The organism is Streptomyces sp. NPDC015532 (assembly GCF_043078065.1).
Taxonomy (GTDB): Bacteria; Actinomycetota; Actinomycetes; order Streptomycetales; family Streptomycetaceae; genus Streptomyces.
Genome location: NZ_JBIBSY010000001.1, coordinates 245559 through 271551, shown reverse-complemented (window position 1 = coordinate 271551; position 25993 = coordinate 245559). Strand labels below are relative to the sequence as shown.

The window sequence follows — 25993 nt, the reverse complement described above, 5'->3', positions numbered from 1 at the left end:
CTGAGGTTAGGCTAACCTACCTTCGAACTGATCCGGTGGAGCTTCACCGCCCCATGTCGAAAGCAGCCACACTCATGCCCAACGCCCGTGCCACCCACCTCTCCCGTCGCGGCATCCTCGCCGCCGGCGGCGCCCTCGGCCTCGGCGCCGTCCTCGCCGCCTGTGGCGACGACGACGCTGCGAAAAGCGGTGGCTCGGACGCGACGAAGGCCGCCGCGAAGGCCGGCCCCTGGACGTTCAAGGACGACCGCGGCACGACCGTGAAGCTGGGCAAGACCCCGGCGAACATCGTCGCCTTCACCGGTGTCGCCGCCGCCCTGTTCGACTACGGCATCGAGGTCAAGGGCGTCTTCGGCCCGACCACGACCAAGGACGGCAAGGCCGACGTCCAGGCCGGCGACATGGACGTCAGCAAGCTGACGGTCCTCGGCAACGAGTGGGGCCAGTTCAACATCGAGAAGTACGCGGGCCTCGCCCCCGACGTGCTGATCTCCACGATGTTCGACACCGCGGGCACCCTCTGGTACGTCCCCGAGGAGTCCAAGGACAAGATCCTCAAGCTCGCGCCGAGCGTCGGCGTCTCCGTCTACGACCGCCAGATGCCTCAGTCCCTGGAGCGCATGTACGCGCTGGCCGAGTCCCTGGGCGCCGACGTGAAGTCCCCGAAGACCGTCGAGGCGAAGAAGAAGTTCGAGGCGGCCGCCGAGCGGCTGCGCAAGGCCGCCAAGGCGCGCCCGGAGATCAAGGTGCTGGCCGGCTCCGCGAGCCAGGACATCTTCTACGTCTCCGGCTCCAACCTCTCCATCGACCTGGAGTACTTCAAGGCCCTCGGCGTGAACATCGTCGAGCCCTCCGCCAAGGCCCTGAAGGCCAGTGGCGGCTGGTTCGAGAACCTGAGCTGGGAGAACGTCGACAAGTACCCGGCCGACATCATCATCATGGACGACCGCAGCGCGACCATCCAGCCGGCCGACATCACCGAGGCCACCTGGAAGAAGCTGCCCGCCGTCAAGGCCGGCCAGGTCATCGCCCGCACGCCCGAGGCGATCCTGTCGTACGACAAGTGCACCCCGATCATCGAGCGCCTCGCCGAAGCCATCGAGAACGCCAAGAAGGTCGCCTGACACCCTCCGGGTGACCCCCTGACGATCACTCAGGAGCGCACATGACGACGGCCGTAGCCGCCCCGTTCCGTTTCTTCACCCTCCGGGTCGTACGGACGAGGCGGCTCGGCCCGTCTCTGGTCCGGGTGACCTTCGGCGGACCCGACCTGCGGGACTTCCACTCCGACGGGCGTGACCAGTCCCTGTCGCTGTTCCTCCCGCACCCCGGCCAGGACGAGCCGGCCGTGCCCTTCGAGCTGGGCGACGACTGGTGGCAGGCCTGGCGCGAACTGCCCGACGACGTACGGGCGGTGATGCGCTCGTACACCCTGCGCGAGCTGCGCCGCGACCCCGACGAGATCGACATCGACCTCGCGCTGCACGGCCTGGAACCGGGCGCGGCCGTCCCCGCCGGGCCCGCCGCGCGCTGGGCTTCCGGCGCGCGGCCCGGTGACCCGGTGGTCCTGCTCGGGCCCGCCGTGGCGGACAACCGGGCCATCCGCTTCCGCCCGCCCGCGGACGCCGACCTCGTGGTCCTGTGGGGCGACGAGACGGCCCTTCCCGCGGTGTCCGCCATCCTCGAATCCCTTCCGGCGGGCCTGCCGGTGCGGGCCTGGCTGGAGGTCCCGCACGCCGGTGACATCCAGGACCTGGCCACCCCGGCCGACGCCGAGATCACCTGGCTGGTCAGGGACGGCCGCACCGCCGGGGACGCGCCCCTGGCGCTCGATGCCCTGCGGGACGCTCGGCTCCCGCCCGCCGAGGCCCCCTACGCCTGGATCGCGGGCGAGTCCGGGTGCGTACGGGAACTGCGCCGCCACCTGGTGCGCGAGCGTGGCATCAACGGCCGCCGGGTCACCTTCGTGGGCTACTGGCGGCAGGGGCTGAGCGAGGAGCAACTGCGCGATCTGGGCGAGTAGTTCGCGAACATCCGCGAGGTCTCCCCTCGGAGATCGAACCGAGGCGCACATCACGAAAGGCACAGGTGGGGCGGGGTCGCCCAGTCGACTTAGGTTAGGCTAACCTTAGTTGAACGTCGCGACTCCGCCCTTCTCCTGTCCCGCTCGGACTCTCCCCCGCACGGAGGACCCCCACATGCGCTCGCACCTGCTCAACGACACCACCGCGGACCGGTATCGCCGCTCCGTGACCGAAGGGGTCGAGCGGGTGGCCGCCAAACTCGCCGCCACCGAACGCCCGTTCACCGGCGTCACGGTCGACGACCTCGCCCCCCGCATCGAGCGGATCGACCTCGACAAGCCCCTGCACGACACCACGGCCGTCCTCGACGAGCTGGAAGAGGTCTACCTCAAGGACGCGGTCTACTTCCACCACCCGCGCTACCTCGCCCACCTCAACTGCCCGGTCGTCATCCCCGCCGTGCTCGGCGAGGCCATCCTGTCCGCGGTCAACTCCTCGCTGGACACCTGGGACCAGTCGGCCGGCGGCACCCTCATCGAGCGCAGGCTCATCGACTGGACGAACGAGCGCATCGGCCTCGGCCCGGCCGCCGACGGCGTGTTCACCAGCGGCGGCAGCCAGTCCAACCTCCAGGCCCTGCTCCTCGCCCGGGAGGAGGCCAAGGCGGAGAGCCTCGCCGATCTGCGGATCTTCGCCTCCGACGTCAGCCACTTCAGCGTCAAGAAGTCGGCCAGACTCCTCGGCCTCGCCCCCGACGCCGTCGTCTCGATCCCCGTCGACCACGACAAGCGCATGCAGACCGTCGCCCTCGCCCACGAGCTGGAGCGCTGCCGGCAGGACGGCCTCGTCCCCATGGCCGTCGTCGCCACCGCCGGCACCACCGACTTCGGCTCCATCGACCCGCTGCCCGAAATCGCTGAACTGTGCTCCCAGTTCGGCGCCTGGATGCACGTGGACGCGGCCTACGGCTGCGGACTGCTCACCTCGCTGAGGAACCGGGACCGCATCGACGGCATCGAGCGGGCCGGCTCCGTCACCGTCGACTACCACAAGTCCTTCTTCCAGCCCGTGAGTTCCTCGGCCCTGCTGGTCCGCGACGCCGCGACGCTGCGCCACGCGACCTACCACGCGGAGTACCTCAACCCGCGCCGCATGGTCGAGGAGCGCATTCCCAACCAGGTCGACAAGTCCCTCCAGACCACCCGCCGCTTCGACGCGCTCAAGCTGTGGATGACGCTGCGCGTCATGGGCGCCGACGGCATCGGCGAACTCTTCGACGAGGTCTGCGACCTGGCCGCCGAGGGCTGGAAACTGCTGGCCGCGGACCCGCGCTTCGACGTCGTCGTGCGGCCCTCGCTGTCCACCCTCGTCTTCCGGTACCTCCCGGCCGCCGTCACCGACCCGGCCGAGATCGACCGCGCCAACCTCTACGCCCGCAAGGCCCTGTTCGCCTCCGGTGACGCCGTCGTCGCGGGCACCAAGGTCGGCGGACGCCACTTCCTGAAGTTCACCCTGCTCAACCCCGAGACCACGACGGGCGACATCGCCGCCGTCCTCGATCTGATCGCCGGCCACGCCGAGCAGTACCTGGGAGACTCCCTTGACCGCGCTTGCTGAATCCACGCACACCACCTACGACTTCGTGGGAATCGGGCTCGGGCCCTTCAACCTCGGCCTCGCCTGCCTGACCGAGCCGATCGCCGAACTCAGCGGCGTCTTCCTGGAGTCGAAGCCCCACTTCGAGTGGCACTCCGGCATGTTCCTGGAGGGCGCGCACCTCCAGACCCCGTTCATGTCGGACCTGGTCACCCTCGCCGACCCGACCTCCCCGTACTCCTTCCTCAACTACCTGAAGGAATCGGGCCGTCTGTACGCGTTCTACATCCGCGAGAACTTCTACCCGCTGCGGATCGAGTACGACGACTACTGCCGCTGGGCCGCGGACAAGCTGAGCAGCGTCCGCTTCTCCACGAAGGTCGCGGAGGTGACGTACGAGGACGAGGTGTACACCGTACGGACCGAGGCCGGCGAGGTGTTCCGCGCCCGCCACCTGGTCCTCGGCACCGGCACCTCGCCGCACGTCCCGGACTCCTGCGCGGACCTCGGCGGCGACTTCATCCACAACTCCCGCTACACACGGCACAAGCAAGAGCTCCAGGCCAAGGACTCGATCACCCTGATCGGCAGCGGCCAGTCCGCCGCCGAGATCTTCTACGACCTGCTCAGCGAGATCGACGTCCACGGCTACCGGCTGAACTGGGTGACCCGCTCGCCGCGCTTCTTCCCCCTCGAATACACCAAGCTCACCCTGGAGATGACCTCCCCGGAGTACATCGACTACTTCCACGCGCTGCCCGAGGCGACCCGCTACCGCCTCCAGTCGGAACAGAAGGGCCTGTTCAAGGGCATCGACGGCGACCTGATCAACGAGATCTTCGACCTGCTCTACCAGAAGAACCTCCGCGGCCCGGTTCCCGCCCGGCTCCTCACCAACTCCTCGCTCGAAAGCGCGCGGTACGACCAGGGCACGTACACCCTCGGGTTCCGCCAGCAGGAGCAGGGCAAGGACTACGAGCTGAGCTCGGCGGGCCTGGTGCTGGCCACCGGCTACCGCTACGCGGAGCCCGCGTTCCTCGCGCCGGTCCGCGACCGGCTCCGCTACGACACCCAGGGCAACTTCGACGTGGCCCGCAACTACGCCATCGACACCACCGGGCACGGGATCTTCCTGCAGAACGCGGGCGTCCACACCCACTCGATCACCTCGCCGGACCTCGGCATGGGCCCGTACCGCAACGCGTCCATCATCCGCGAGCTGCTCGGCACCGAGTACTACCCGGTCGAGAAGACCATCGCGTTCCAGGAGTTCGCCATATGACCACCGCCACCGCCATCGGCACCTTCACCGTCCGGCCCCTCGACCCGATCGAGGACGGCCCGACGCTGCACCGGTGGGTGACCCACCCCAAGTCCGCCTTCTGGATGATGCAGGAGGCGAGACTGCACGACGTGGAGCGCGAGTACATGGCCATCGCGGCCAGTGATCACCACGACGCCTTCCTCGGTCTCCTGGACGGCGAGCCCGTCTTCCTGATGGAGCGCTACGACCCCCGGTACGTCGAACTCGTCGGCCTGTACGAGCCGGAGCCGGGTGATGTCGGCATGCACTTCCTGGTCGCCCCGAGCGACACGCCCGTGCACGGCTTCACCCGGGCCGTGATCACCACGGTGATGGAGCACCTCTTCGCCGACCCGGCGACCGAGCGCGTCGTCGTCGAGCCCGATGTGAGCAACACGGCCGTGCACGCCCTCAACGAGGCCGTCGGCTTCGTGCCCGTGGGGGAGATCCAGAAGCCCGAGAAGAAGGCGCTGCTGAGCTTCTGCACCCGGGAGCGGTTCACGAAGGCGGTGGCCGCGTGAACCTCACCGAGAGTGTCGCCCACCTGTCCCCCGAGCGCTGGGACCTCGCCAACCGCCTCCTCGTCCGCAAGGCGCTCGCCGAGTTCGCCCACGAGCGGCTGATCGCCCCGCGGACCCTGCCGGACGGCCGGTACGAGGTCCGCGGCGACGACGGCCTGACGAGCTACCGGTTCACCGCCACCAGGCGGGCCCTCGACCACTGGCAGGTGGCCGCCGAGTCGATCACCCGGCACCGTGACGGGAACGAACTCCCGCTGTCCGCGCTCGACTTCTTCGTCGAGCTGAAGGAATCGCTCGGCCTGAGCGACGAGATCCTGCCCGTCTACCTGGAGGAGATCTCCTCCACCCTCGCGGGCACCTGCTACAAGCTCACCAAGCCGCGGGTTCCCGTCCGCGAGCTGGCCGGCTCCGGTTTCCAGGCCATCGAGACCGGCATGACCGAGGGGCACCCCTGCTTCGTCGCCAACAACGGGCGGCTCGGCTTCGGTGTGCACGACTACCGCGCCTACGCGCCCGAGACCGCGAGTCCGGTGCGGCTGGTGTGGCTGGCCGCGCACCGCTCACGGGCCGCCTTCACGGCGGGCGTCGGCATCACGTACGAGTCCTTCGTGCGCGACGAGCTGGGCGCGGAGACGGTCGAGCGGTTCGACGGGATCCTGCGTGAGCGGGGGCTGGACCCCGAGGACTACCTCCTCATACCCGTCCACCCCTGGCAGTGGTGGAACAAGCTGTCGGTGACGTTCGCCGCCGAGGTCGCCCAGCGGCGTCTGGTCTGTCTCGGCGAGGGCGACGACGAGTACCTGGCGCAGCAGTCCATCCGGACGTTCTTCAACACCACCAGCCCGGAGAAGCACTATGTGAAGACCGCGCTGAGCGTGCTGAACATGGGCTTCATGCGGGGGCTGTCCGCCGCCTACATGGAGGCGACCCCGGCCATCAACGACTGGCTGGCCCAGCTCGTCGAGAACGACCCGGTGCTGAAGTCGACGGGTCTGTCGATCATCCGTGAGCGGGCGGCCGTCGGCTACCGGCACCTGGAGTACGAGGCGGCCACGGACCGGTACTCCCCGTACCGCAAGATGCTCGCCGCGCTGTGGCGCGAGAGCCCGGTCCCCTCGCTCCAGGAGGGCGAGTCGCTGGCGACGATGGCGTCCCTCGTCCATGTCGACCACGAGGGCGCCTCGTTCGCGGCCGCGCTGATCGAGCGGTCGGGCCTGACGCCGGTGGAGTGGCTGCGCGGCTATCTGCGCGCCTACCTCACCCCGCTCCTGCACAGCTTCTACGCGTACGACCTGGTCTACATGCCGCACGGCGAGAACGTCATCCTCGTGCTGGAGGACGGGGCGGTGCGGCGGGCGGTCTACAAGGACATCGCCGAGGAGATCGCGGTCATGGACCCGCAGGCGGTACTGCCGCCCGCGGTCGAGCGGATCCGCGTCGACGTCCCCGAGGACACGAAGCTGCTGTCCGTCTTCACGGACGTCTTCGACTGCTTCTTCCGGTTCCTGGCGGCCCAGTTGGCGGACGAGGGCGTCCTCGGCGAGGAGGACTTCTGGCGGACGGTCGCCGAGTCGGTGCGCGCCTATCAGGAGGCGACGCCCGAACTCGAGGACAAGTTCCGGCAGTACGACCTGTTCGCGCCCGAGTTCGCGCTGTCCTGCCTCAACCGGCTCCAGCTGCGCGACAACCGGCAGATGGTCGACCTGGCGGACCCGTCGGGAGCGCTCCAGCTCATCGGCACGCTGAAGAACCCGATCGCCGGGTTCTGAGCACCGGGCTCCCAGGAGCCCCACGGACGGGCGGGCGCCCCGGAGACGGTCCTCCGGGGCGCCCGTCGGCATTCCCTCTAGCCCGCGGGCCAGGGGACCTGGGGTGAGCGGTAGTACGCGATGCCGAGGGCGTCCCAGCGCGGAGCCTGTGCCGCGAGCCGCACCTTGTAGGTGTCCCAGTCGTGCGTGGCCGCGGGCGACCAGCCGAGTTCGGCGGCCCCGGGCAGCCTCGGGAAGGCCATGACGTCGATGTCCGCCGAGGTCTGGATCGTCTCCGTCCACAGCGGTGCCTCGACGCCCTCGACGGCCGAGGCGGGCACTCCGGGCAGGTAGCTGCCCGGGTCCCAGTCGTAGGCCCGCCGCACCTCCACCAGACCGGCCCAGTCCTGGCCGAGCGGGGTGTCCGCGGTGTACTTCATGTCGAGGTAGAGCCGGTCCGCGGGCGACAGCACGAGCCCGGTCCCGTTCCGCGCGGCCTCGGCGACCTGCGCCTTCTCCTCGGCGCCGGTGTCGTCGAGCCCCCAGAACTGCGCGATGGCGCCCTTCGCCGGGGTGGCCCCGGTCAGCTGGTGCCAGCCCATCACCTTCTTGCCGTACTTGGCGACCAGGGGCTGCACCTTGTCCATGAAGGTCACGTAGTCGGCGTGGCTGGTGGAGTGGGCCTCGTCGCCGCCGATGTGGAGGTAGGCGCCCGGGGTGATCGCGGCCAGCTCGCGGATCACGTCGTCCACGAAGTCGTAGGTCCGCGGCTTGCCCACGCACAGCGAGCTGAAGCCGACCTCGGTGCCGGTGTACAGCGGCGGCGCGACGCCGTCGCAGTTCAGTTCGGCGTACGAGGCGAGGGCGGCGTTGGTGTGCCCGGGCATGTCGATCTCCGGGACGACCTCCAGATAGCGCGAGGCGGCGTACCGGACGATCTCCCGGTAGTCGGCCTTGGTGTAGAACCCGCCCTGTCCGCCCCCGACCTGGGTGGAGCCGCCGTGGGCCGCCAGCTTCGGCCAGGAGTCGACGGCGATACGCCAGCCCTGGTCGTCGCTCAGGTGCAGATGCAGCTTGTTGACCTTGTAGAGCGCCAGTTCGTCGATGTAGCGCTTGACCTGGCCGACGGTGAAGAAGTGCCGGGAGACGTCCAGCATGGCGCCGCGGTAGCCGTAGCGCGGGGTGTCTTTGATGGTGCCGCCGGCGATCAGCCAGGGGCCTCGCTGTACGGACTTCCTCTCGACGCCGGCGGGCAGCAGCTGACGCAGGGTCTGGACGCCGTGGAAGAGGCCGGCGGGCCTGCCGGCCGTGATGGTGACGCCCGAGGCGCCGCTGTCGAGCCGGTAGCCCTCGTCGCCCAGCCCCTTGCCGCCGAGCCGGAGCCGGATCGCTCCCGTGCCGTGCGAGCCGACCGGCAGCCGGTAGCCGGTCGAGGGCCGCAGGATGCCGGCGAGGTACTCGCCGACGGCGCGGGCCGCGCGCGAGTCGTCGACGCGGATGCGGGTGTCACCGGTGATGCGGTACGGGGCTCCGCCCGGCTCGACGGAGGCGGGGGCCGGGACGACGCGGCCCAGCGGGGCGGCGGTCCCGGTGTGCGGTGCCGCGCCGACGAGGGAGAAGCCGGCCGTCGCCACGAGCAGCAGCGTACCGAGAAGGCGGGGCGTTCTGTGGTGCTGTCTCACAAGCGCTCCCTTCGGTGCCCGGCGAAATTCCCGGCCCGTCCTCGGCCGCGCGCTCTCGCCGTGCCCTTCGATCTGGTCGAGACCTCGAATTGGTCGAGACCACTCTGCCGCAGACGGGGTGGAACAATCCCCCGCATGGCGGAAATCATCCAGCGGGACGGCACATGGATCTTCGACGGCGACACGTTGCGCCTGACGCCGGGACGGGACAAGAACGTCAGCCTGCTGCGCCGGACCCTGGGTGAACTCGCCGTGCCGCTCGGGGCGTTGGCGGGGGTCTCGCTGGAGCAGGGCAGGAAGGCCGGACGGCTCAGGCTCCGGCTGCGGGACGGCGCCGACCCGCTGCTCCAGGCGACCGGCGGCAAGCTCGCGGAGCCGAACGATCCGTATCAGCTCACGGTGGAGGCCGACCGTCTCGGGGTCGCCGAGTACTTCGTGGACGAGGTGCGGGGCGCGCTGCTCCTCGACCAGGTCCCGGCCGGTCCGGTCGACGGCTATCTGGTGCCCGGCCCGGCGGTGCCGCTGTCCGCGTCCGCGGGTGACGGCTCGGCGAGTTTCGACGGCGAGCGCGTACGTCTGGAGTGGAACTGGAAGACGGAGGACGCGAAGTCCGCGGCGGGCTCCCGCACGCTCGCCCTCGCCGACATCACGGCCGTCGAGTGGCGGCCGGCGGCCGGACTGGAGAACGGCTGTCTGCGTTTCACCGTGCGGGGCGCCGACACGAAGGCTCCGCCGAAGTACGACCCGAACTCCGTTGAGCTGTGGGGCTTCAAGCGGGATCCGCTGATGGCGCTGGTCGCGGCGGCCGTGCAGGCGAGGCTGCCGCATCCGGCGGCGGCGGTGGACGACCCTCCCGCCGAGGAGCCGGACGGGGCGGCGGCCCTGGGGCCGGGGCCCGAGGCCGACCACGACGCCCTCCTGCGCAGGCTGCGCGAACTGGGCGAGTTGCACAGGCAGGGCGTCCTGACGGACGAGGAGTTCGCCCTGGCCAAGCAGGCGGTCCTCAAACGCCTGTAGGAACGGGCGGGCGAGGACCGCCGCGCGGGGGCCGGCCGCCGGTCAGGGAGGCGGTACGCCCCGCCTTCCGGGTGTACCTGGTCCTGGGGGCCGGCGGTGTCCGGTGCGCCGGGTACGCGGGCCCGGGGCTACTTGGCCCGGCGCGCGATGGTGAAGTGGTCGACCTCCGCACCGGTCTCGGCGATACCGCGGACCTTCAGGGTGGCCAGGCGTCCCTTCGGGGCCGGCTGGACGTCGACGCGCAGGAACGAGTAGTCGAGGTAGCGCACGCGCGACCAGGCGACCGTCTCGTTCTGCTTGCCCTCCTTGAGGTTGACGAAGGAGGCGACGGACTCGACCTCGTTCTCCTTGCCCTCGTAGGACTCCGGGGCGCTGAAGGCGTACAGGCTGCGGCCGGCCGCGCCCGCCGTCACGTACACGACGCCGTCGGTCTCGGTGTACGCCGTGCCGCCGATCGGCAGCTTCCTGGTGACCGTGTTCGCCTTGATGACGTCCGTGCGCTCGTACTGGTGGTTGTGGCCGTTGATCACCAGGTCGACGGTGTACTTCTCGAACAGCGGCACCCACTCCTGTCGCACGCCCCCCTCCGAGGCGTGCGCCGTGGAGGTGCAGTACGCGCAGTGGTGGAAGAAGACCACGACGAAGTCGATGTCCCGCGCGGCCCGGTACTTCTTGAGCTGAGCCTCCAGCCACGTGGTCTGGGTGCCGCCGGAGATGCCGAGGTTGGCCGGGATCTCGAAGGAGATGTCGTTGGCGTCCAGGGAGATGATCGCCGTGTTGCCGTGGACGAAGGAGTAGACGCCGGGCAGGTTGGCCTTGTCGGGGCCGTTGTCCGGAAGCGTCCAGCGGGCCTCCTCGCCGCCGTAGCCGTTGGGCGAGTACCAGGCCTCCATGTCGTGGTTGCCGTACGCCGGCATCCACGGGACCTGCTTGGCGACCGTCTCGGTCTGGGCGAGGAACTGGTCCCAGATGCGCGAGTCGAAGCCGGTGTCGGCGGTCTTGCCCTGGCCCGCCGGGTCCGCGTACGCGATGTCGCCCGCGTGCAGGTGGAAGGCGGGGTTCTGGGCGAGCAGCAGGGCGTCGTTGGCGAGGCCGTGGTAGCCGACGCCCTCGTCGCCGAAGGCGGTGAAGGTGAAGGGCTCGGCACGGTCGGGCGCGGTGGTGAAGGTGCCGAGCGTGCCGAGGAGGTGGGGCGCGGCCGGGTCGAAGCCCGCGTGGCCGACGCCGTAGTAGTAGGTCCTGCCGGGGCGCAGGTGGGTGAGCCTGGCGTGCAGGTAGTACTGGGTGTGGTCGCCGCTCACGCCCACGCCGGCCGGGGTGTACAGGGTGCGGACCTCGGCGTCGATCTTGCGGGAGAGGTCCCAGGGGTGGGCGCCGATGCGGATGTAGGGCTTGCCGACCGCGGTCGGCACCTGCCAGGAGACGGTCATCTCGGTGCGCGGGTCGTTGCCGAAGGCGAGGTGGCGGCCGAAGGGGGCGACGAGCGCGCCGTCGACCTTCTGGGCCGAGACGGGAGCCGCGGTCCGCTGCGACGGGGCGGCCGCCTGGGCGACGCCGGGCACGAAGGCGCCGCCCGCGACGGCGCCGATGGTGACGGCGCCGCCTCTGATCATGTTGCGCCGCGAGAACGTTGCGCGAAGGTACTCGTGCTGCTCGGCCATGGTCATCTTCTCGGCGAGCCGCTCGGGTACGCCCATGCGTGGAGTGTCCATGGCTCCAGAAGTTGCTCCGGGCAATCGACGGGACGTAAGACGCCGGATGGACAGCCCGCAAACAGCACACCATGAGAGATTCAACAAGCGCTTGCCCGATATCGGGCAGGATTCTTGCGAATCGTCTTCCGGTACCTCAGGATCAACGGGTGCACGACGAACTCGTTGATCATTTGACGCGGTCGACCCCCCTGAACCGGGGTGAGGCGCTGCGGGTGATCCAGGACGTTCTCGCCTACTTCGACGAGACGGCCCAGGAGTTCGTCCGCCGCCGCCACCGCGAGCTCCAGGCCCAGGGCCTGGTGAACGAGTCGATCTTCGCGCGGATCGAGGCGGACCTGAAATACCGCGCGGTCGCGCCGCCGGAGCTCACGCTCAGGCAGCTCCGCCGCATCGTCTATGGCTGAGGGAATCTACCTGTATGTGCGGAATCGTCGGATACATCGGCAGGCGTGATGTGACCCCGCTGCTCCTCGAAGGCCTTCAGCGCCTGGAGTACCGCGGCTACGACTCGGCGGGCATAGTCGTGACCTCCCCGAAGTCGGCCGGCCTGAAGATGGTCAAGGCGAAGGGCCGGGTCCGCGACCTGGAGGCGAAGGTCCCCAAGCGCTTCGCCGGCACCACGGGTATCGCCCACACCCGCTGGGCCACGCACGGCGCCCCCTCCGACGTGAACGCGCACCCGCACATGTCCGGCGACAACAAGGTCGCGGTCGTGCACAACGGCATCATCGACAACGCCTCCGACCTGCGCAAGAAGCTTGAGGCCGACGGCGTCGAGTTCCTCTCCGAGACCGACACCGAGGTCCTCACCCACCTCGTCGCGCGCTCCCAGCAGGAGAAGCTGGAGGACAAGGTCCGTGAGGCGCTGCGCGTCATCGAGGGCACCTACGGCATCGCCGTGATGCACGCCGACTTCCCCGACCGCATCGTGGTGGCGCGCAACGGCTCCCCCGTCGTGCTCGGCATCGGCGAGAAGGAGATGTTCGTCGCCTCGGACATCGCCGCCCTGGTCACCCACACCCGCCAGATCGTCACGCTGGACGACGGCGAGATGGCCACGCTCAAGGCCGACGACTTCCGGACGTACACCACCGAGGGCACCCGTACGACCTCCGAGCCCACCACCGTCGAGTGGGAGGCCGCGTCGTACGACATGGGCGGCCACGACACGTACATGCACAAGGAGATCCACGAGCAGGTCGAGGCCGTGGACCGCGTGCTGCGCGGCCGGATCGACGACCGGTTCTCGACGGTCCACCTCGGCGGCCTGAACCTGGACGCCCGCGACGCGCGCGCCGTGCGCCGCGTGAAGATCCTCGGCTGCGGCACCTCGTACCACGCGGGCATGATCGGTGCCCAGATGATCGAGGAGCTGGCCCGTATCCCCGCGGACGCCGAGCCGGCCTCCGAGTTCCGCTACCGCAACGCGGTCGTCGACCCCGACACCCTGTACATCGCGGTCTCCCAGTCCGGTGAGACGTACGACGTGCTGGCCGCCGTGCAGGAGCTGAAGCGCAAGGGCGCGCGGGTCCTCGGCGTGGTCAACGTCGTCGGCTCGGCGATCGCCCGCGAGGCGGACGGCGGCATGTACGTGCACGCGGGCCCCGAGGTCTGCGTCGTCTCGACGAAGTGCTTCACCAACACCACCGTGGCCTTCGCGCTGCTCGCCCTGCACCTCGGCCGCACCCGCGACCTGTCGGTCCGTGACGGCAAGCGGATCATCGAGGGCCTGCGCAAGCTCCCCGCCCAGATCGCCGAGATCCTGGAGCAGGAGGACGAGATCAAGAAGCTGGCCGAGCAGTACGCCGAGGCCCGCTCGATGCTCTTCATCGGCCGCGTCCGGGGCTACCCGGTGGCCCGCGAGGCCTCGCTGAAGCTCAAGGAGGTCTCGTACATCCACGCCGAGGCCTACCCGGCCTCCGAGCTCAAGCACGGTCCGCTGGCGCTCATCGAGCCCGCGCTCCCCACCGTCGCGATCGTCCCCGACGACGACCTGCTGGAGAAGAACCGCGCCGCCCTGGAGGAGATCAAGGCCCGCAGCGGCCAGATCCTCGCCGTCGCGCACCGGCACCAGGAGAAGGCCGACCAGACGATCGTCGTCCCGAAGAACGAGGACGAGCTCGACCCGATCCTGATGGGCATCCCGCTCCAGCTCCTCGCGTACCACACGGCGCTGGCGCTCGGCCGGGACATCGACAAGCCGCGCAACCTCGCCAAGTCGGTCACCGTCGAGTAGTCAGCACCGGGCGGCGGATCGACCGCCGCCCCCTCGTCGCCGCCCAAGTCCCATGCGGGCGGCCGGACATGAACGATCCCCGTGCGCACCACCCGCGCACGGGGATCGTTCTTCGAGGGGCCGGAGCCGCCCAATACCCCGGCCCGCGCCGAGGTCAGCCGGTGGCCGTCACCCCCCGGCCGGCGGCGCGTCGCGGAAGTGCGGTGGGCCAGTGGGCGAGAGCCGCGGTCGCCGCGTACCAGGCGACCGCGCCGGCCGCGACGGCGAACCAGCCGCCGGCCTTGCCCAGGACGGCGCTGTCCGCGAAGCGGCCGACGGCGAGAAGCAGCAGGGAGACGAAGAACAGTCCGTAGGTGCCCTGGCCGAGGGTGTCCCCGCCCGCGAGGGCGAGCGAGAGCACGACGAGCGCGAAGAGCAGCAGGAAGAGTCCCGCCGCGTTGTCGGAGACCTGGCCACCGGCCGAGACGGCCCAGGTGAACCAGAGGGCGCCGAGTCCCGTGAAGGCCGTGCCGTCGGCCGTGTCACGGTCGCGGAAGGCGAGCAGACCGGCGACGAACAGCGCGACGCCGCCTACGTAGTGGGCCAGTGACACGGCGTCGGCCGCCGTCACTCCGTCGATCAGGTCGGTGTACCCGAGGCCGAAGGCCAGCAGGGTCACGCCGAGCGCGAGTCTTCCTACGATGGTGGTGGTGGTGCTTCCCGCAGAGACGTCATTGTCCACGGCGGGCTCCCTTCATGCCTGTGCAGTTGTGCTGCGCCGTACCGGTCGCCGCGTAGGACCGGCGTCCGGTATATGCCCTTCACAAAGGCACAAACACCTCTACGCGTCAGTAGGTTCACTCACCGCACTGAGAACGCCGCCCGCCGCGCGCGGCGCGGCAGGTCCGGCCCACGAGGGACGGGGCGTCAGGGAATGACGATGACAGGGCGCTTGGCGCGCTTGGCGAGACGTCCCGCGACCGAGCCGAAGATGCGCCCGACGATGCCGTGCGTGGAGCCCACGACTATCGCGTCCGCCTCGTACTCCCGGCCCACTTCCTCGAGTTCGTGGCAGATGTCTCCGCCGCGCTCGACCAGGATCCAGGGCACTTCGGAGAGGTACTCGGCGCAGGCGAGTTCGAGCCCCAGCACCTCGGTGCGGTGGTCGGGTACGTCGACGAAGACAGGCGGCTCGCAGCCGGCCCACACCGTGGTGGGCAGCCGGTTGGCCACATGGACGATGATCAGGCCCGAGCCGGAGCGGTGGGCCATCCCGATCGCGTAGGCGAGGGCACGCTCGCTGGACGTCGAGCCGTCGAAACCGACGACGACGCCGTGCTTGAAGGCGGGATCGCAGGAGTGGCGGGGTTCTTCCGCCGCCAGGGGCTCGGCCGCCGTGGGATCGGCGAGCGGGCGCTTGCGGTCCGCGGGATCGAAGAATTCGTGACCGGCCATGGGTGTCTCGGCGTTTGGATCCTCGTGGTGGGGACGACAACGAACGGCAGAGCTGTGTCTGGGAAACATCTTCCCAACCCCATACCCCCAAGGGTACGGCGGCACGCCTCCTCTGCCCAGATCCCGCGCGCCTTACGCGGCATTCCAGGGAGCATGCACGAAAGGGCGCCCGTAACGCAATGGTTGCTGCCCTGTACAGGTGGTTTGCGCACGGCTCCCCGTGAATTTGCACCGGCGCCCGGGAACGGGGAATTCCGTCGCCGTACGGGACCGGGCGATCACCGTCCCGGCACACGCTCCACCGACCGGGCAGTGACCGGCGGGTCGAACACGCGTTGAACCGGTCGCAGCCGCCGCGGAGAAGGCACGCCATGGAGATCACATGCCGTGCGAAGCCCGGAGAACACCGGAGCACAAGGGAGCAGAACGTGTCCGGACCCGACACCGTCCCCCGCTCCCCCGCTCCCTCCGTACCCTCCGCCCCACCGGCCCGCCCCACCCGTTCCCCCTCGCCCCCGGCACTCCCTGGAGCGCGACCCGGATCACACTCCGGATCGCGATCGGGAACGTGCCCCGGTTCGCGCCCCCCGGCGCCCCCCGTGCCGGACACGGTGAGCGACGTGGTCCGCTGGGCCGCCTTCAGCTGCGTCCTGGTCCCGGCGGTCCTCCTCTGGTACGGCGGCTCGCTCGCCGGCGCGGCCGGTACGGCGCTGGGTCTCGCGGCCGTGACGGGGGCCTGTGTGATCCTGCTGCGCCAGTCCGAGCGAGGGGCGGCGCTCCTGGCCGATGAGCAGCGGAGCACGTCACGCTCGCACGCCCGCCGGCGTGCCGACCGGCGGCGCGGACGGCACGGGAGGACCGGCCCGGGGAGCACGGGAAGCACCGCGGCCGCGGGGCACGGGAGCGCGGCGGGCCCGAGAGTCGTCCCGTGGGGCGGAAGCGGCACGGGAGTTCACCGAGGCGCTCGTCACAGTGCGGGGAACAAGTCGGTCGACTGACCGGTTTGCGCGTACACCTACGCTTCTTTTCAGCCAACTTCCGGCCATGGCCCATCCCTTGCTCGAACGACCCCCCAACCCCCGTTCGACCTGCACCTAAAGGGGTACGGAGGGCGCGCGCACCCTACGTGGATTGGCCACTGCCACGAGGCGCACTTCCCTGGGGCGCCCACGAGTGCAACGCTTCGTGATCGAATGCTTCACGCCAAGTTGCCATGTCGACATTCTGCGGAGTACCGAACTGGTCACCTTGGCGTGACGGGACACAGTAGATTCGATCTTGTCTTACGGCGGGGGACTCGTGCAGGACCGAGGGGAAACGTGCAGGAGCGACACAACCGAGGAGCCGCGACCACCGAGGGGGGCTTAGCAGGATGAGCCACGACTCCACTGCCGCGCCGGAAACCGCGGCCCGGAAACTGTCCGGGCGACGCCGCAAGGAGATCGTCGCGGTGCTGCTGTTCAGCGGCGGCCCCATTTTCGAGAGTTCCATTCCGCTGTCGGTGTTCGGGATTGACCGCCAGGACGCCGGCGTGCCGCGCTACCGCCTCTTGGTGTGTGCCGGCGAGGAAGGCCCGCTGCGGACCACAGGGGGCCTGGAACTCACCGCACCACATGGCCTGGAAGCGATCTCCAGGGCAGGCACGGTCGTCGTGCCCGCCTGGCGGTCGATCACCTCGCCACCACCGGAGGAGGCGCTCGACGCACTGCGCCGTGCCCATGAGGAAGGCGCCCGCATAGTCGGGCTGTGCACCGGCGCCTTCGTGCTCGCCGCGGCCGGCTTACTGGACGGCCGTCCGGCGACCACCCACTGGATGTACGCGCCGACACTGGCCAAGCGCTATCCGTCGGTGCACGTCGACCCCCGCGAGCTCTTCGTGGACGACGGCGACGTCCTGACATCGGCGGGTACGGCGGCCGGAATCGATCTCTGTCTCCACATCGTGCGGACGGACCACGGCAACGAGGCGGCCGGCGCGCTCGCCCGGCGTCTGGTGGTCCCGCCGCGGCGCAGCGGAGGCCAGGAGCGCTATCTCGACCGGTCACTGCCGGAAGAGATCGGCGCCGACCCCCTCGCGGAGGTCGTCGCCTGGGCGCTGGAACATCTCCACGAGCAGTTCGACGTCGAGACGCTGGCGGCTCGCGCCTACATGAGCCGCCGCACCTTCGACCGCCGGTTCCGCTCGCTCACCGGAAGCGCTCCGCTGCAGTGGCTGATCACTCAGCGCGTCCTGCAGGCGCAGCGTCTCCTGGAGACGTCCGACTACTCGGTGGACGAGGTCGCGGGCCGCTGCGGCTTCCGTTCGCCGGTCGCGCTGCGGGGCCACTTCCGGCGGCAGCTGGGTTCGTCCCCGGCCGCGTACCGGGCGGCGTACCGCGCCCGCAGGCCACAGGCCGAGCGGGTCGCGGATCCGGACGGCCCGACGGGTCCGGTCGGACCACCGGCGTCACTGCACCAGGAGCACTCGGGCCCGGTCCCGATGCAGACCCGCCGTACCGCGGCGGCCGGCCTGAGCGCGGCGGCCTCGCACTCCGCGGAGGCGATGCGGGAACGGGCGGAGCTGTACGCCACGGGCAGGCCGAGCCTGCCCGGACAGCGCAGCGCGCCGTAGCTCCGGCTCCGGCGGCAGGACACGCGGGGCCCGCACCTTCGGGTGCGGGCTCCTTCGTATGCGGACCCCTTCACGCGCGGGCGCGGACCCGGAGCGATCCGCCGCCCCGGCGGGGCGCACGGGCGGGTCCACCGGAGGGAGGCGGGCCGTAGGGTGAGACGCATGAACGATCGCATGGTGTGGATCGACTGCGAGATGACAGGACTCTCGCTGTCGGAAGACGCGCTCATCGAGGTGGCCGCGCTGGTCACCGACTCTGAGCTGAACGTGCTCGGCGAAGGGGTGGACATCGTGATCCGCCCGCCGGACGCGGCCCTGGAGACGATGCCGGACGTGGTGCGCCAGATGCACACGGCCTCCGGCCTGCTGGAGGAGCTCGCCGGGGGAACGACCCTGGCGGACGCCGAGGAGCAGGTCCTCTCCTACGTACGTGAGCACGTCAAGGAGCCGGGCAAGGCCCCGCTCTGCGGGAACTCCGTCGGAACGGACCGGGGTTTCCTGCTGCGCGACATGCCGACGCTGGAGGAGTACCTCCACTACCGCATCGTGGACGTGTCCTCGGTCAAGGAGCTGGCCCGCCGCTGGTATCCCCGGGCGTACTTCAACAGCCCGGAGAAGAACGGCAACCACCGCGCCCTGGCCGACATCCGCGAGTCCATCGCCGAGCTCCGGTACTACCGCGAGGCAGTCTTCGTCCCGCAGCCGGGCCCCGACTCGGACACCGCCCGCACGATCGCGGCCAAGCACGTCCTGCCCGCCGAATAGGCCTTTGCCGGGGCCCGGATGGGCCCCGGAAAAAGCTGTGCGCGAGCACCCCTTCAGACCCTGTACACTTTTTCTCGGCCGGTCGGAGAAGCACGAAGACCGGACATGGTGGGTGTAGCTCAGTTGGTAGAGCACCTGGTTGTGGTCCAGGTGGCCGCGGGTTCAAGTCCCGTCACTCACCCTGAGTGATCAGCCGGTGACCTGGTGAACAGGTCACCGGCTGATTGCGTTCCCGGACCCCTCGGCCCGTACGCTCCCCTCGTGTCGCACCCCACTAAGCCCCTCGCCACCGCCCGGCTCGATCTCCTGCCGCTGCGGGCCGAGCACGCCGAGGAGATGGCCGTGGTGCTGTCCGATCCGGCGTTGCACGCGTTCATCGGCGGGGCGCCGGACACTCCGCAGGCGCTGCGGGCCCGGTACGAGCGCCTCGTCACGGGTTCGCCGGATCCGGACGTCCTCTGGTGCAACTGGGTGCTGCGGGAGCGGGCCCTGGGATGCCTGGTGGGGACGGTGCAGGCGACCGTCTCGGAGGAGACCGCGGAGGTCGCCTGGGTCGTGGGCACGCCCTGGCAGGGCCGGGGATACGCGGTGGAGGCGGCGACGGCACTGGTCCGGCATGCGGTCCGGGCGTTCCCCGTCCGCGGGGTCGTGGCCCATGTGCACCCCGCTCATCACGCCTCGGCCGCCGTCGCCGCGGCGGCGGGACTCACCGCGACCGGCGAACTCCAGGACGGTGAGGTCCGCTGGGAGCTGACGGTACGACGGTGACCCGGGCCGGCCGCCATGCCCCCGCCCCGACCCGAACCCCACCGCTGACCGCCGTACGGCGTCGCGGGACCGGCCACGCCGCGAGACCGCCCTTCGGGCGACGAGGACCGCCCCCGGCCCGCGAGGCCGCGTCGTCCCGAGCCACGAGCCGCCCTCCCGGCGAGGGAGACCACCCCACCCGGCACACCGGAGCGCACCCCCGGGCACCGCGGGCCGCTCTCCGGAACACGGATGCCGCCCCGCCGGGGGACGATGCCGCCCGGGCCCGGCCGGGGACCGCCCCGCGCCGGTCTCAGGACGAGGCCCGCACCACCAGTTCCGCGGGCAGCACCAACTGGCGCTTCTCCAGGCCCCTGGAGGCCACGGGGCGGCGGTCCGCGATCTCGCCGAGCAGGAGGTCGATCATGGCCCGGCCCATCTCCTCGATGGGCTGGCGGACGCTGGTCAGGGGCGGATCCATGTGCCGGGCTATGGCGGAGTCGTCGTAGCCGATGAGCGCCACGTCGTCCGGGATGCGCCGGCCCTTCTCGCGGAGCACCTGCCGGGCACCCGCCGCCATGACGTCGGAGCCGGCGAAGACCGCGTCGAGGTCGGGGAAGCGCTCCAGCAGCAGGGTCATGGCGCGCCGGCCCCCTTCCTCGGTGAAGTCGCCGGGGACGATCAGCCGGTCGTCCACCTCGCGGCCCGCGTCCCGCAGACCCTGGCGGTAGCCGTCGACGCGTCGCTGGGCGCCGTAGACGTCCATACGGCCGGCGAGGTGGCCGATTCTGCCGCGCCCCCGGGAGACGAGATGTTCCACGGCCGCGCGCCCGCCGCCGTAGTTGTCGGAGTCCACCGACGGAAGCGTCTCCTCCGCCGAGCGCCGGCCGCTGATCACGGCGGGGATCTCCAGCTGGGAGAGCAGGTCGGGAAGCGGGTCGTCGGCGTGCACCGAGACCAGCAGGACGCCGTCCACGCGGTGCGCCGCCAGGTACTGGGCGAGGCGCTGCCGCTCCCGGTCGCTGCCCGCGAATATCAGCAGCAACTGCATCTCGGTCTCGGAGAGTTCGGCACCGACACCGCGCAGCATGTCCGAGAAGTACGGTTCCGCGAAGAAACGCGTCTCCGGTTCGGGGACGACCAGGGCGATCGCGTCCGTGCGATTGGCCGCGAGGGCGCGGGCCGCCGTGTTCGGAACATATCCGAGCTCCGCGACCGCCGCCTCCACCGCCGCCCGGGTCGCGTCACTGACCCGCGGGGAGCCGTTGATCACCCGGGAGACCGTGCCACGGCCCACTCCCGCGCGCGCGGCCACCTCTTCGAGGGTCGGCCGCCCACCGCTGCGGCCCCGCGCTCCGTGGACTGCCATGGCCTCCGCCTCCCGTTGAAACCAAGTTGGCCTGGAATCTAACAGCCTCGTCCGGTGAGGCTCGCGTCCCTGGGCCACCGCCCGGGAGGCGTCACGTCACCGAACCCGCCCCCCTTCGGGCGCCGGATCCGCCATGAGAGGCTTCCGGCCATGTGGCGGAATGACATCTTCAGCTAACAGGCCGATAACTGAACGCATCTCTCCGCTCCCTCACCCTTGACACCCCCGCCCGAACCGACGACTCTTCAACACATCACCTGTGGGAGCGCTCCCACAGTACCTGACACATACACATCCCGCACGTTCCCCGCCCGAGCCGCAGCGAGAAACAACGGGCGCCACCAATGCAGTTGGCCGGGGGGTCGGCACGTCAGGCAACAGGAGGACGCAATGCGCACGAGTACCCGCCGGTCCCGCAGGCTGGGGGCCATCGCGGTCGTCGCCGCGCTGGCTACGGGGCTGCTGGCCGGCTGTTCCAGCGACCCGGACAACGGCTCGTCGGACAACAACGGTGGAAGCGGCAAGGGCAAGACGACCCTGACCATAGGCACCTTCGGCGTCTTCGGATACAAGCAGGCCGGCCTCTACGACGAGTACATGAAGCAGCACCCCGACATCTCCATCAAGGAGAACGTCACCACGCGTACCGACGTCTACTGGCCCAAGACGCTCACGCGCCTCCAGGCCGGCTCCGGCACCGACGACATCCAGGCGATCGAGGTCGGCAACATCACCGAGGCCGTCCAGACGCAGGCCGACAAGTTCGTCGACCTCGGCAAGGAGGTCGACAAGTCGCAGTTCCTGCCCTGGAAGGTGTCCCAGGCCACCACCAAGGACGGCAAGACCATCGCGCTCGGCACCGACATCGGCCCGATGGCGATCTGCTACCGCAAGGACCTCTTCGAGAAGGCCGGTCTGGAGACCGACCGCACCAAGCTCGCCGAGCAGTGGAAGGGCGACTGGGCGAAGTACGTCGCCCTCGGCAAGGACTACATGAAGAAGGCGCCGAGCGGCACCAAGTTCGTGGACTCCGCCTCCTCGGTCTACAACGCGGCCCTCGGCGGCGAGAGCCAGCGGTACTACGACAAGGACGGCAACGTCATCTGGGACAAGTCCACGGGCGTGAAGAAGTCCTGGAACACCGCGATGACCGTGGCGACCAGCAACATGTCGGCGAAGCTGAAGCAGTTCGACCCGACGTGGGACCAGGGCTTCGCCAAGGGCTCGTTCGCGACCGTGGCCTGCCCCGCCTGGATGATGGGCTACATCCAGGAGAAGTCCGGTGACTCGGGCAAGGGCAAGTGGGACGTGGCGGCCGCGCCGACCGCGGCCAACTGGGGCGGTTCGTTCATCGGTGTCCCGGTGGCCGGCAAGCACCAGAAGGAGGCCATCGCGCTGGCGAAGTGGCTGACCGCCCCCGAGCAGCAGGCGAAGGTCTTCGCCAAGCAGGCGAGCTTCCCGTCGACCCCGTCGGCCTACGCGTCCCTGACGCCGGCCGCCGCCACCACGGAGTACTTCTCCAACGCGCCGATCACGCAGATCTTCGGCGACTCGGCGAAGACCATCCCGGTCCAGTACTTCGGCACGAAGGACCAGCCGATCAACACCGCGATCTCCGACGTCGGCATCCTCCAGGTCGAGCAGAAGGGCAAGTCCCCCGACCAGGGCTGGAGCGCGGCAAAGGCTGAGATCAAGGACGTGCTCGGCCAGTGACCAGCTCCAAGCAGGCTCTCGCGCACCCCGCGACGAGCGCCGACGCCGCGCCCGGCTCTCAGCCGGGCGCGGCCCGGGGCGCTCAGGGTCGCGGTAAGCCGCCGCAGGACCCGGGGTCCTGGCGCAGCCGGCTGTACCGCTGGGACATGAAGGCGTCGCCGTACGCATTCATCGCCCCCTTCTTCATCGTCTTCGGAGCCTTCGGGCTCGTACCGCTGCTCTACACGGCCTGGTACTCGCTGCACAATGTGCAGCTTTCCGGGCTCGACCACCAGACCTGGGCCGGTCTGGACAACTACAAGAACCTGCTGTCCTCGGAGTTCTTCTGGAACGCCCTGGGGAACACCTTCACCATCGGTGTGATCTCCACGGTGCCGCAGCTGCTGATGGCGATCGGCATCGCCCACCTGCTCAACTACCGGCTCCGCGGCTCGACCGTGTGGCGGGTCGTCATGCTCACCCCGTACGCCACCTCGGTGGCGGCGGCGACGCTCGTCTTCACGCTGCTGTACTCGTGGGACGGCGGCATGATCAACTGGCTGCTGCACTTCGTCGGGGTGGACCCGATCAACTGGCGCGAGTCCGACTGGGGCGGCCAGTTCGCCGTCTCCTCGATCGTGATCTGGCGCTGGACCGGCTACAACGCGCTGATCTATCTCGCGGCGATGCAGGCGATCCCCACGGACCTGTACGAGTCGGCCGCCCTCGACGGCGCCGGCCGCTGGCAGCAGTTCCGCCACGTGACGATCCCCATGCTGCGGCCGACGATCCTGTTCACGGTCGTCGTGTCCACGATCGGCGCGACCCAGCTCTTCGGTGAACCGCTCCTGTTCGGCGGGGTCAGCGGCTCGAAGGGCGGCTCCGCGCACCAGTACCAGACGCTCGGCCTGTACATGTACGACCAGGGCTGGAACATCGGCAACCTCGGCAAGGCGTCGGCGATCGCATGGACGATGTTCCTGATCCTCCTGATCATCGCCGCGATCAACCTGCTGATCACCCGACGGCTGAGGAAATCCCAATGACCACGACTGAACTGACCGCCTCCCCGGCAGACGCGAGGCCGACCCCGGACAAGCGCGAGCCCGGACGCCGCCGGGTGCTCGGCGCGGGCAAGCAGCTCCACGCGGGTCCGGTCACCTATCTCGTCCTGATCGTGTTCGCGCTGGTCTCGCTCGCGCCGCTGGTCTGGACGGCCGTCGCGGCCTCGCGCAACAACACCCGGCTGGCGCAGTCACCGCCGCCGCTCTGGTTCGGCGGGAACCTGTTCAAGAACCTCCAGGCCGCGTGGGAACAGGCCGGGCTCGGCACCGCGATGGTCAACTCCACGATCGTCGCCGGGACCATCACCGTCGGCACGGTCGTGTTCTCCACGCTCGCCGGCTTCGCCTTCGCCAAGCTGCGGTTCAAGTTCTCCGGACTTCTCCTGCTGCTGACCATCGGCACGATGATGATCCCGCCGCAGCTCGCCGTCGTACCGCTGTATCTGTGGATGAGCGACCTGGGCTGGTCCAACCAGCTCCAGACGGTCATCCTGCCCACCCTGGTGAGCGCCTTCGGTACGTTCTTCATGCGCCAGTACCTGTTGCAGGCCCTGCCCTCCGAGCTCATCGAGGCGGCGCGGGTCGACGGCGCGAACAGTCTGCGCGTGGTGTGGCACGTCGTCTTCCCGGCGGCGCGCCCGGCGATGGCGGTGCTCGGCCTGCTGACGTTCGTGATGGCCTGGAACGACTTCCTGTGGCCGATCATCGCCCTGAACCAGCAGGAGCCGACCGTGCAGGTCGCCCTGAACGCGCTGGGCACCGGCTACATCCCCGACCAGGCCGTCATCATGGCGGGCGCGCTGCTCGGCACTCTGCCGCTGCTCATCGCCTTCCTCCTGTTCGGCAAGCAGATCGTGGGCGGGATCATGCAGGGCGCGATCAAGGGCTGACCGCCCTTCCAGGGGCCGGGTCACCGCCGCCTCGGCCCCTCAGTGACGCCGCTACTTCCCCACCTCCAACTCGTCGGTCTTCACGACCCCCTTGGGAGCGCTTCCATGCCTGAGCCCGCAACATCCGTGACGTTTCCTCCGGCCTTCCTCTGGGGTGCGGCGACCTCCGCCTACCAGATCGAAGGTGCGGTGCGGGAGGACGGCCGAACGCCGTCGATCTGGGACACCTTCAGCCATACACCTGGCAAGACGGCCGGCGGCGAGCACGGTGACATCGCTGTCGACCACTACCACCGCTACCGCGACGACGTGGCCATGATGGCGGACCTCGGACTGGGCGCGTACCGCTTCTCCGTCTCCTGGTCGCGGGTGCAGCCCACCGGCCGGGGCCCCGCCGTCCAGCGCGGCCTGGACTTCTACCGGCGGCTGGTCGACGAGCTGCTGTCGCACGGCATCAAGCCGGCCATCACCCTCTACCACTGGGACCTGCCGCAGGAGCTGGAGGACGCGGGCGGCTGGCCCGAGCGCGAGACGGCGCTGCGCTTCGCGGAGTACGCGCAGATCGTGGGCGAGGCGCTGGGCGACCGCGTCGAGCAGTGGATCACGCTGAACGAGCCCTGGTGCAGTGCCTTCCTGGGCTACGCCTCCGGGGTGCACGCCCCGGGCCGGACGGACCCGGCGGCGGCGCTGCGCGCGGCCCACCACCTGAACCTCGCGCACGGGCTCGGCACCTCGGCGCTCCGTTCCGTCATGCCGTCCCGCAACTCGGTCGCGGTGAGCCTCAACTCCTGCCCGATCCGGCCCCTTTCGCAGGACCCGGCGGACCTGGCCGCGGTCCAGCGCATCGACGACCTGGCCAACGGCGTCTTCCACGGCCCGATGCTGCACGGCGCCTACCCGCAGACCCTGATCACGGCGACCCGGTCGATCACCGACTGGTCGCACGTCCAGGACGGCGACCTCGCGCTGATCCACCAGCCGCTGGACGCCCTCGGCCTCAACTACTACACCCCGACGCTGGTCTCGGCGGCCTCCAAGGCTCCCACCGACAGTCCGCGCGCGGACGGCCACGGCTCCAGCGCGCACTCCCCCTGGCCGGGCGCGGACGACGTCACGTTCCACCAGACCCCGGGCGAGCGCACCGAGATGGGCTGGACGATCGAACCGCAGGGACTGCACGACCTGATCATGCGGTACACCCGCGAGGCGCCGGGCCTGCCCCTGTACATCACGGAGAACGGCGCGGCCTACGACGACAAGCCGGACCCGGACGGCCGCGTCCACGACCCCGAGCGCGTTTCCTACCTGCACGGCCACCTGTCCGCGGTGCACCGCGCGATCGCCGACGGGGCGGACGTCCGCGGCTACTACCTGTGGTCCCTGATGGACAACTTCGAATGGGCCTACGGCTACGAGAAGCGCTTCGGCGCGGTCTACGTGGACTACGCGACCCAGGTCCGCACCCCGAAGTCGAGCGCCCACTGGTACAGCCAGGCGGCCCGCACGGGAACGCTGGCGCCGGTGACGCCCGCCGAGTAGGCCGGCGCCCGGAAGACACGGGGCGCGACACCCGAGGGGG

Annotated in this window: 22 protein-coding genes and 1 tRNA gene; 18 read left to right on the top strand and 5 right to left on the bottom strand. The window is 70.1% G+C overall.

Annotated elements, in window-relative coordinates:
- The first annotated feature begins 74 nt into the window (after positions 1-74).
- From ACF07B_RS01160 to ACF07B_RS01135, 6 genes are all read left to right on the top strand, one after another.
- Positions 75-1124 carry an ABC transporter substrate-binding protein gene (locus ACF07B_RS01160; RefSeq protein WP_392177938.1) on the top strand — a complete coding sequence of 350 codons (1050 nt, stop codon included), beginning with the start codon at positions 75-77 and terminating at the stop codon, positions 1122-1124.
- 41 nt (positions 1125-1165) lie between these two features.
- Positions 1166-2023 (top strand): siderophore-interacting protein, encoded by an 858-nt coding sequence (locus tag ACF07B_RS01155; protein WP_392177316.1) that lies wholly within the window; start codon positions 1166-1168, stop codon positions 2021-2023.
- A gap of 175 nt (positions 2024-2198) precedes the next feature.
- A complete protein-coding gene (desA, locus tag ACF07B_RS01150) occupies positions 2199-3641 on the top strand; it encodes a lysine decarboxylase DesA (RefSeq protein WP_392177315.1) in 1443 nt (480 codons plus the stop codon).
- Positions 3625-4902 (top strand): lysine N(6)-hydroxylase/L-ornithine N(5)-oxygenase family protein, encoded by a 1278-nt coding sequence (locus ACF07B_RS01145; protein WP_392177314.1) that lies wholly within the window; start codon positions 3625-3627, stop codon positions 4900-4902. Before desA ends, ACF07B_RS01145 begins: the two co-directional genes overlap by 17 nt.
- The gene (locus ACF07B_RS01140) at positions 4899-5444 is read left to right on the top strand and encodes a GNAT family N-acetyltransferase (protein ID WP_369486042.1); all 546 of its coding nucleotides are present in this window, start codon (positions 4899-4901) and stop codon (positions 5442-5444) included. Before ACF07B_RS01145 ends, ACF07B_RS01140 begins: the two co-directional genes overlap by 4 nt.
- Positions 5441-7213: an IucA/IucC family protein gene (locus ACF07B_RS01135; protein ID WP_392177313.1), complete on the top strand. Its 1773-nt coding sequence runs from the start codon at positions 5441-5443 to the stop codon at positions 7211-7213. The genes ACF07B_RS01140 and ACF07B_RS01135 overlap by 4 nt, the downstream gene beginning before the upstream one ends.
- A 77-nt stretch (positions 7214-7290) precedes the next feature.
- Here the strand turns inward: ACF07B_RS01135 and ACF07B_RS01130 are convergent, their stop codons facing one another.
- Entirely contained in the window at positions 7291-8874 is a 1584-nt protein-coding gene (locus ACF07B_RS01130) for a beta-N-acetylhexosaminidase (RefSeq protein ID WP_392177312.1), read from the bottom strand.
- Between the two features lie 135 nt (positions 8875-9009).
- On the opposite strand from ACF07B_RS01130, the gene ACF07B_RS01125 reads away from it, so the two are divergent.
- Complete coding sequence (locus ACF07B_RS01125; RefSeq protein WP_392177311.1) at positions 9010-9891, top strand: DUF4429 domain-containing protein; 882 nt, start codon at positions 9010-9012, stop codon at positions 9889-9891.
- Between the two features lie 128 nt (positions 9892-10019).
- Here the strand turns inward: ACF07B_RS01125 and ACF07B_RS01120 are convergent, their stop codons facing one another.
- On the bottom strand, positions 10020-11588 hold the full coding sequence (locus ACF07B_RS01120; RefSeq protein WP_392177310.1) for a fibronectin type III domain-containing protein: 1569 nt from the start codon (positions 11586-11588) through the stop codon (positions 10020-10022).
- A gap of 164 nt (positions 11589-11752) precedes the next feature.
- On the opposite strand from ACF07B_RS01120, the gene ACF07B_RS01115 reads away from it, so the two are divergent.
- Positions 11753-12010, top strand: coding sequence for a hypothetical protein (locus tag ACF07B_RS01115; protein WP_369486037.1), 258 nt, complete (start codon positions 11753-11755; stop codon positions 12008-12010).
- Positions 12011-12024: 14 nt separating this feature from the next.
- The gene (glmS, locus tag ACF07B_RS01110; protein ID WP_392177309.1) at positions 12025-13842 is read left to right on the top strand and encodes a glutamine--fructose-6-phosphate transaminase (isomerizing); all 1818 of its coding nucleotides are present in this window, start codon (positions 12025-12027) and stop codon (positions 13840-13842) included.
- A 154-nt stretch (positions 13843-13996) separates the two neighbouring features.
- Here glmS and ACF07B_RS01105 read toward each other — a convergent pair whose 3' ends face one another.
- Together ACF07B_RS01105 and ACF07B_RS01100 are read right to left on the bottom strand one after the other, a co-directional pair.
- The gene (locus tag ACF07B_RS01105) at positions 13997-14563 is read right to left on the bottom strand and encodes a GPR1/FUN34/YaaH family transporter (RefSeq protein ID WP_392177308.1); all 567 of its coding nucleotides are present in this window, start codon (positions 14561-14563) and stop codon (positions 13997-13999) included.
- 185 nt (positions 14564-14748) lie between these two features.
- The gene (locus ACF07B_RS01100; RefSeq protein WP_037619095.1) at positions 14749-15276 is read right to left on the bottom strand and encodes a universal stress protein; all 528 of its coding nucleotides are present in this window, start codon (positions 15274-15276) and stop codon (positions 14749-14751) included.
- Between the two features lie 599 nt (positions 15277-15875).
- Between ACF07B_RS01100 and ACF07B_RS01095 the strand changes: the two genes are divergently transcribed.
- The 5 genes from ACF07B_RS01095 to ACF07B_RS01075 all read left to right on the top strand — a co-directional run bounded on the left by ACF07B_RS01095 (position 15876) and on the right by ACF07B_RS01075 (position 19420).
- On the top strand, positions 15876-16274 hold the full coding sequence (locus ACF07B_RS01095) for a hypothetical protein (protein WP_369486034.1): 399 nt from the start codon (positions 15876-15878) through the stop codon (positions 16272-16274).
- A 374-nt stretch (positions 16275-16648) separates the two neighbouring features.
- Complete coding sequence (locus ACF07B_RS01090) at positions 16649-17887, top strand: helix-turn-helix domain-containing protein (RefSeq protein WP_369486033.1); 1239 nt, start codon at positions 16649-16651, stop codon at positions 17885-17887.
- Between the two features lie 162 nt (positions 17888-18049).
- Entirely contained in the window at positions 18050-18652 is a 603-nt protein-coding gene (orn, locus tag ACF07B_RS01085) for an oligoribonuclease (RefSeq protein WP_362390037.1), read from the top strand.
- A gap of 108 nt (positions 18653-18760) precedes the next feature.
- Positions 18761-18833: transfer RNA gene (locus ACF07B_RS01080), tRNA-His, on the top strand.
- A gap of 80 nt (positions 18834-18913) precedes the next feature.
- A complete protein-coding gene (locus tag ACF07B_RS01075; RefSeq protein ID WP_392177307.1) occupies positions 18914-19420 on the top strand; it encodes a GNAT family N-acetyltransferase in 507 nt (168 codons plus the stop codon).
- 292 nt (positions 19421-19712) lie between these two features.
- On the opposite strand, the gene ACF07B_RS01070 is transcribed toward ACF07B_RS01075, so the two are convergent.
- Positions 19713-20768, bottom strand: a complete 1056-nt coding sequence (locus ACF07B_RS01070; RefSeq protein ID WP_369485541.1) for a LacI family DNA-binding transcriptional regulator — start codon at positions 20766-20768, stop codon at positions 19713-19715.
- A 390-nt stretch (positions 20769-21158) separates the two neighbouring features.
- Here ACF07B_RS01070 and ACF07B_RS01065 point away from each other — a divergent pair, with 390 nt between their 5' ends.
- From ACF07B_RS01065 to ACF07B_RS01050, 4 genes are all read left to right on the top strand, one after another.
- Positions 21159-22481 carry an ABC transporter substrate-binding protein gene (locus ACF07B_RS01065; RefSeq protein WP_392177306.1) on the top strand — a complete coding sequence of 441 codons (1323 nt, stop codon included), beginning with the start codon at positions 21159-21161 and terminating at the stop codon, positions 22479-22481.
- Positions 22478-23506 carry a carbohydrate ABC transporter permease gene (locus ACF07B_RS01060; protein ID WP_392177305.1) on the top strand — a complete coding sequence of 343 codons (1029 nt, stop codon included), beginning with the start codon at positions 22478-22480 and terminating at the stop codon, positions 23504-23506. Before ACF07B_RS01065 ends, ACF07B_RS01060 begins: the two co-directional genes overlap by 4 nt.
- The gene (locus tag ACF07B_RS01055) at positions 23503-24414 is read left to right on the top strand and encodes a carbohydrate ABC transporter permease (RefSeq protein WP_362389875.1); all 912 of its coding nucleotides are present in this window, start codon (positions 23503-23505) and stop codon (positions 24412-24414) included. The genes ACF07B_RS01060 and ACF07B_RS01055 overlap by 4 nt, the downstream gene beginning before the upstream one ends.
- A 105-nt stretch (positions 24415-24519) precedes the next feature.
- A complete protein-coding gene (locus tag ACF07B_RS01050; RefSeq protein WP_369485538.1) occupies positions 24520-25953 on the top strand; it encodes a GH1 family beta-glucosidase in 1434 nt (477 codons plus the stop codon).
- The last annotated feature ends 40 nt before the right edge of the window (positions 25954-25993 follow it).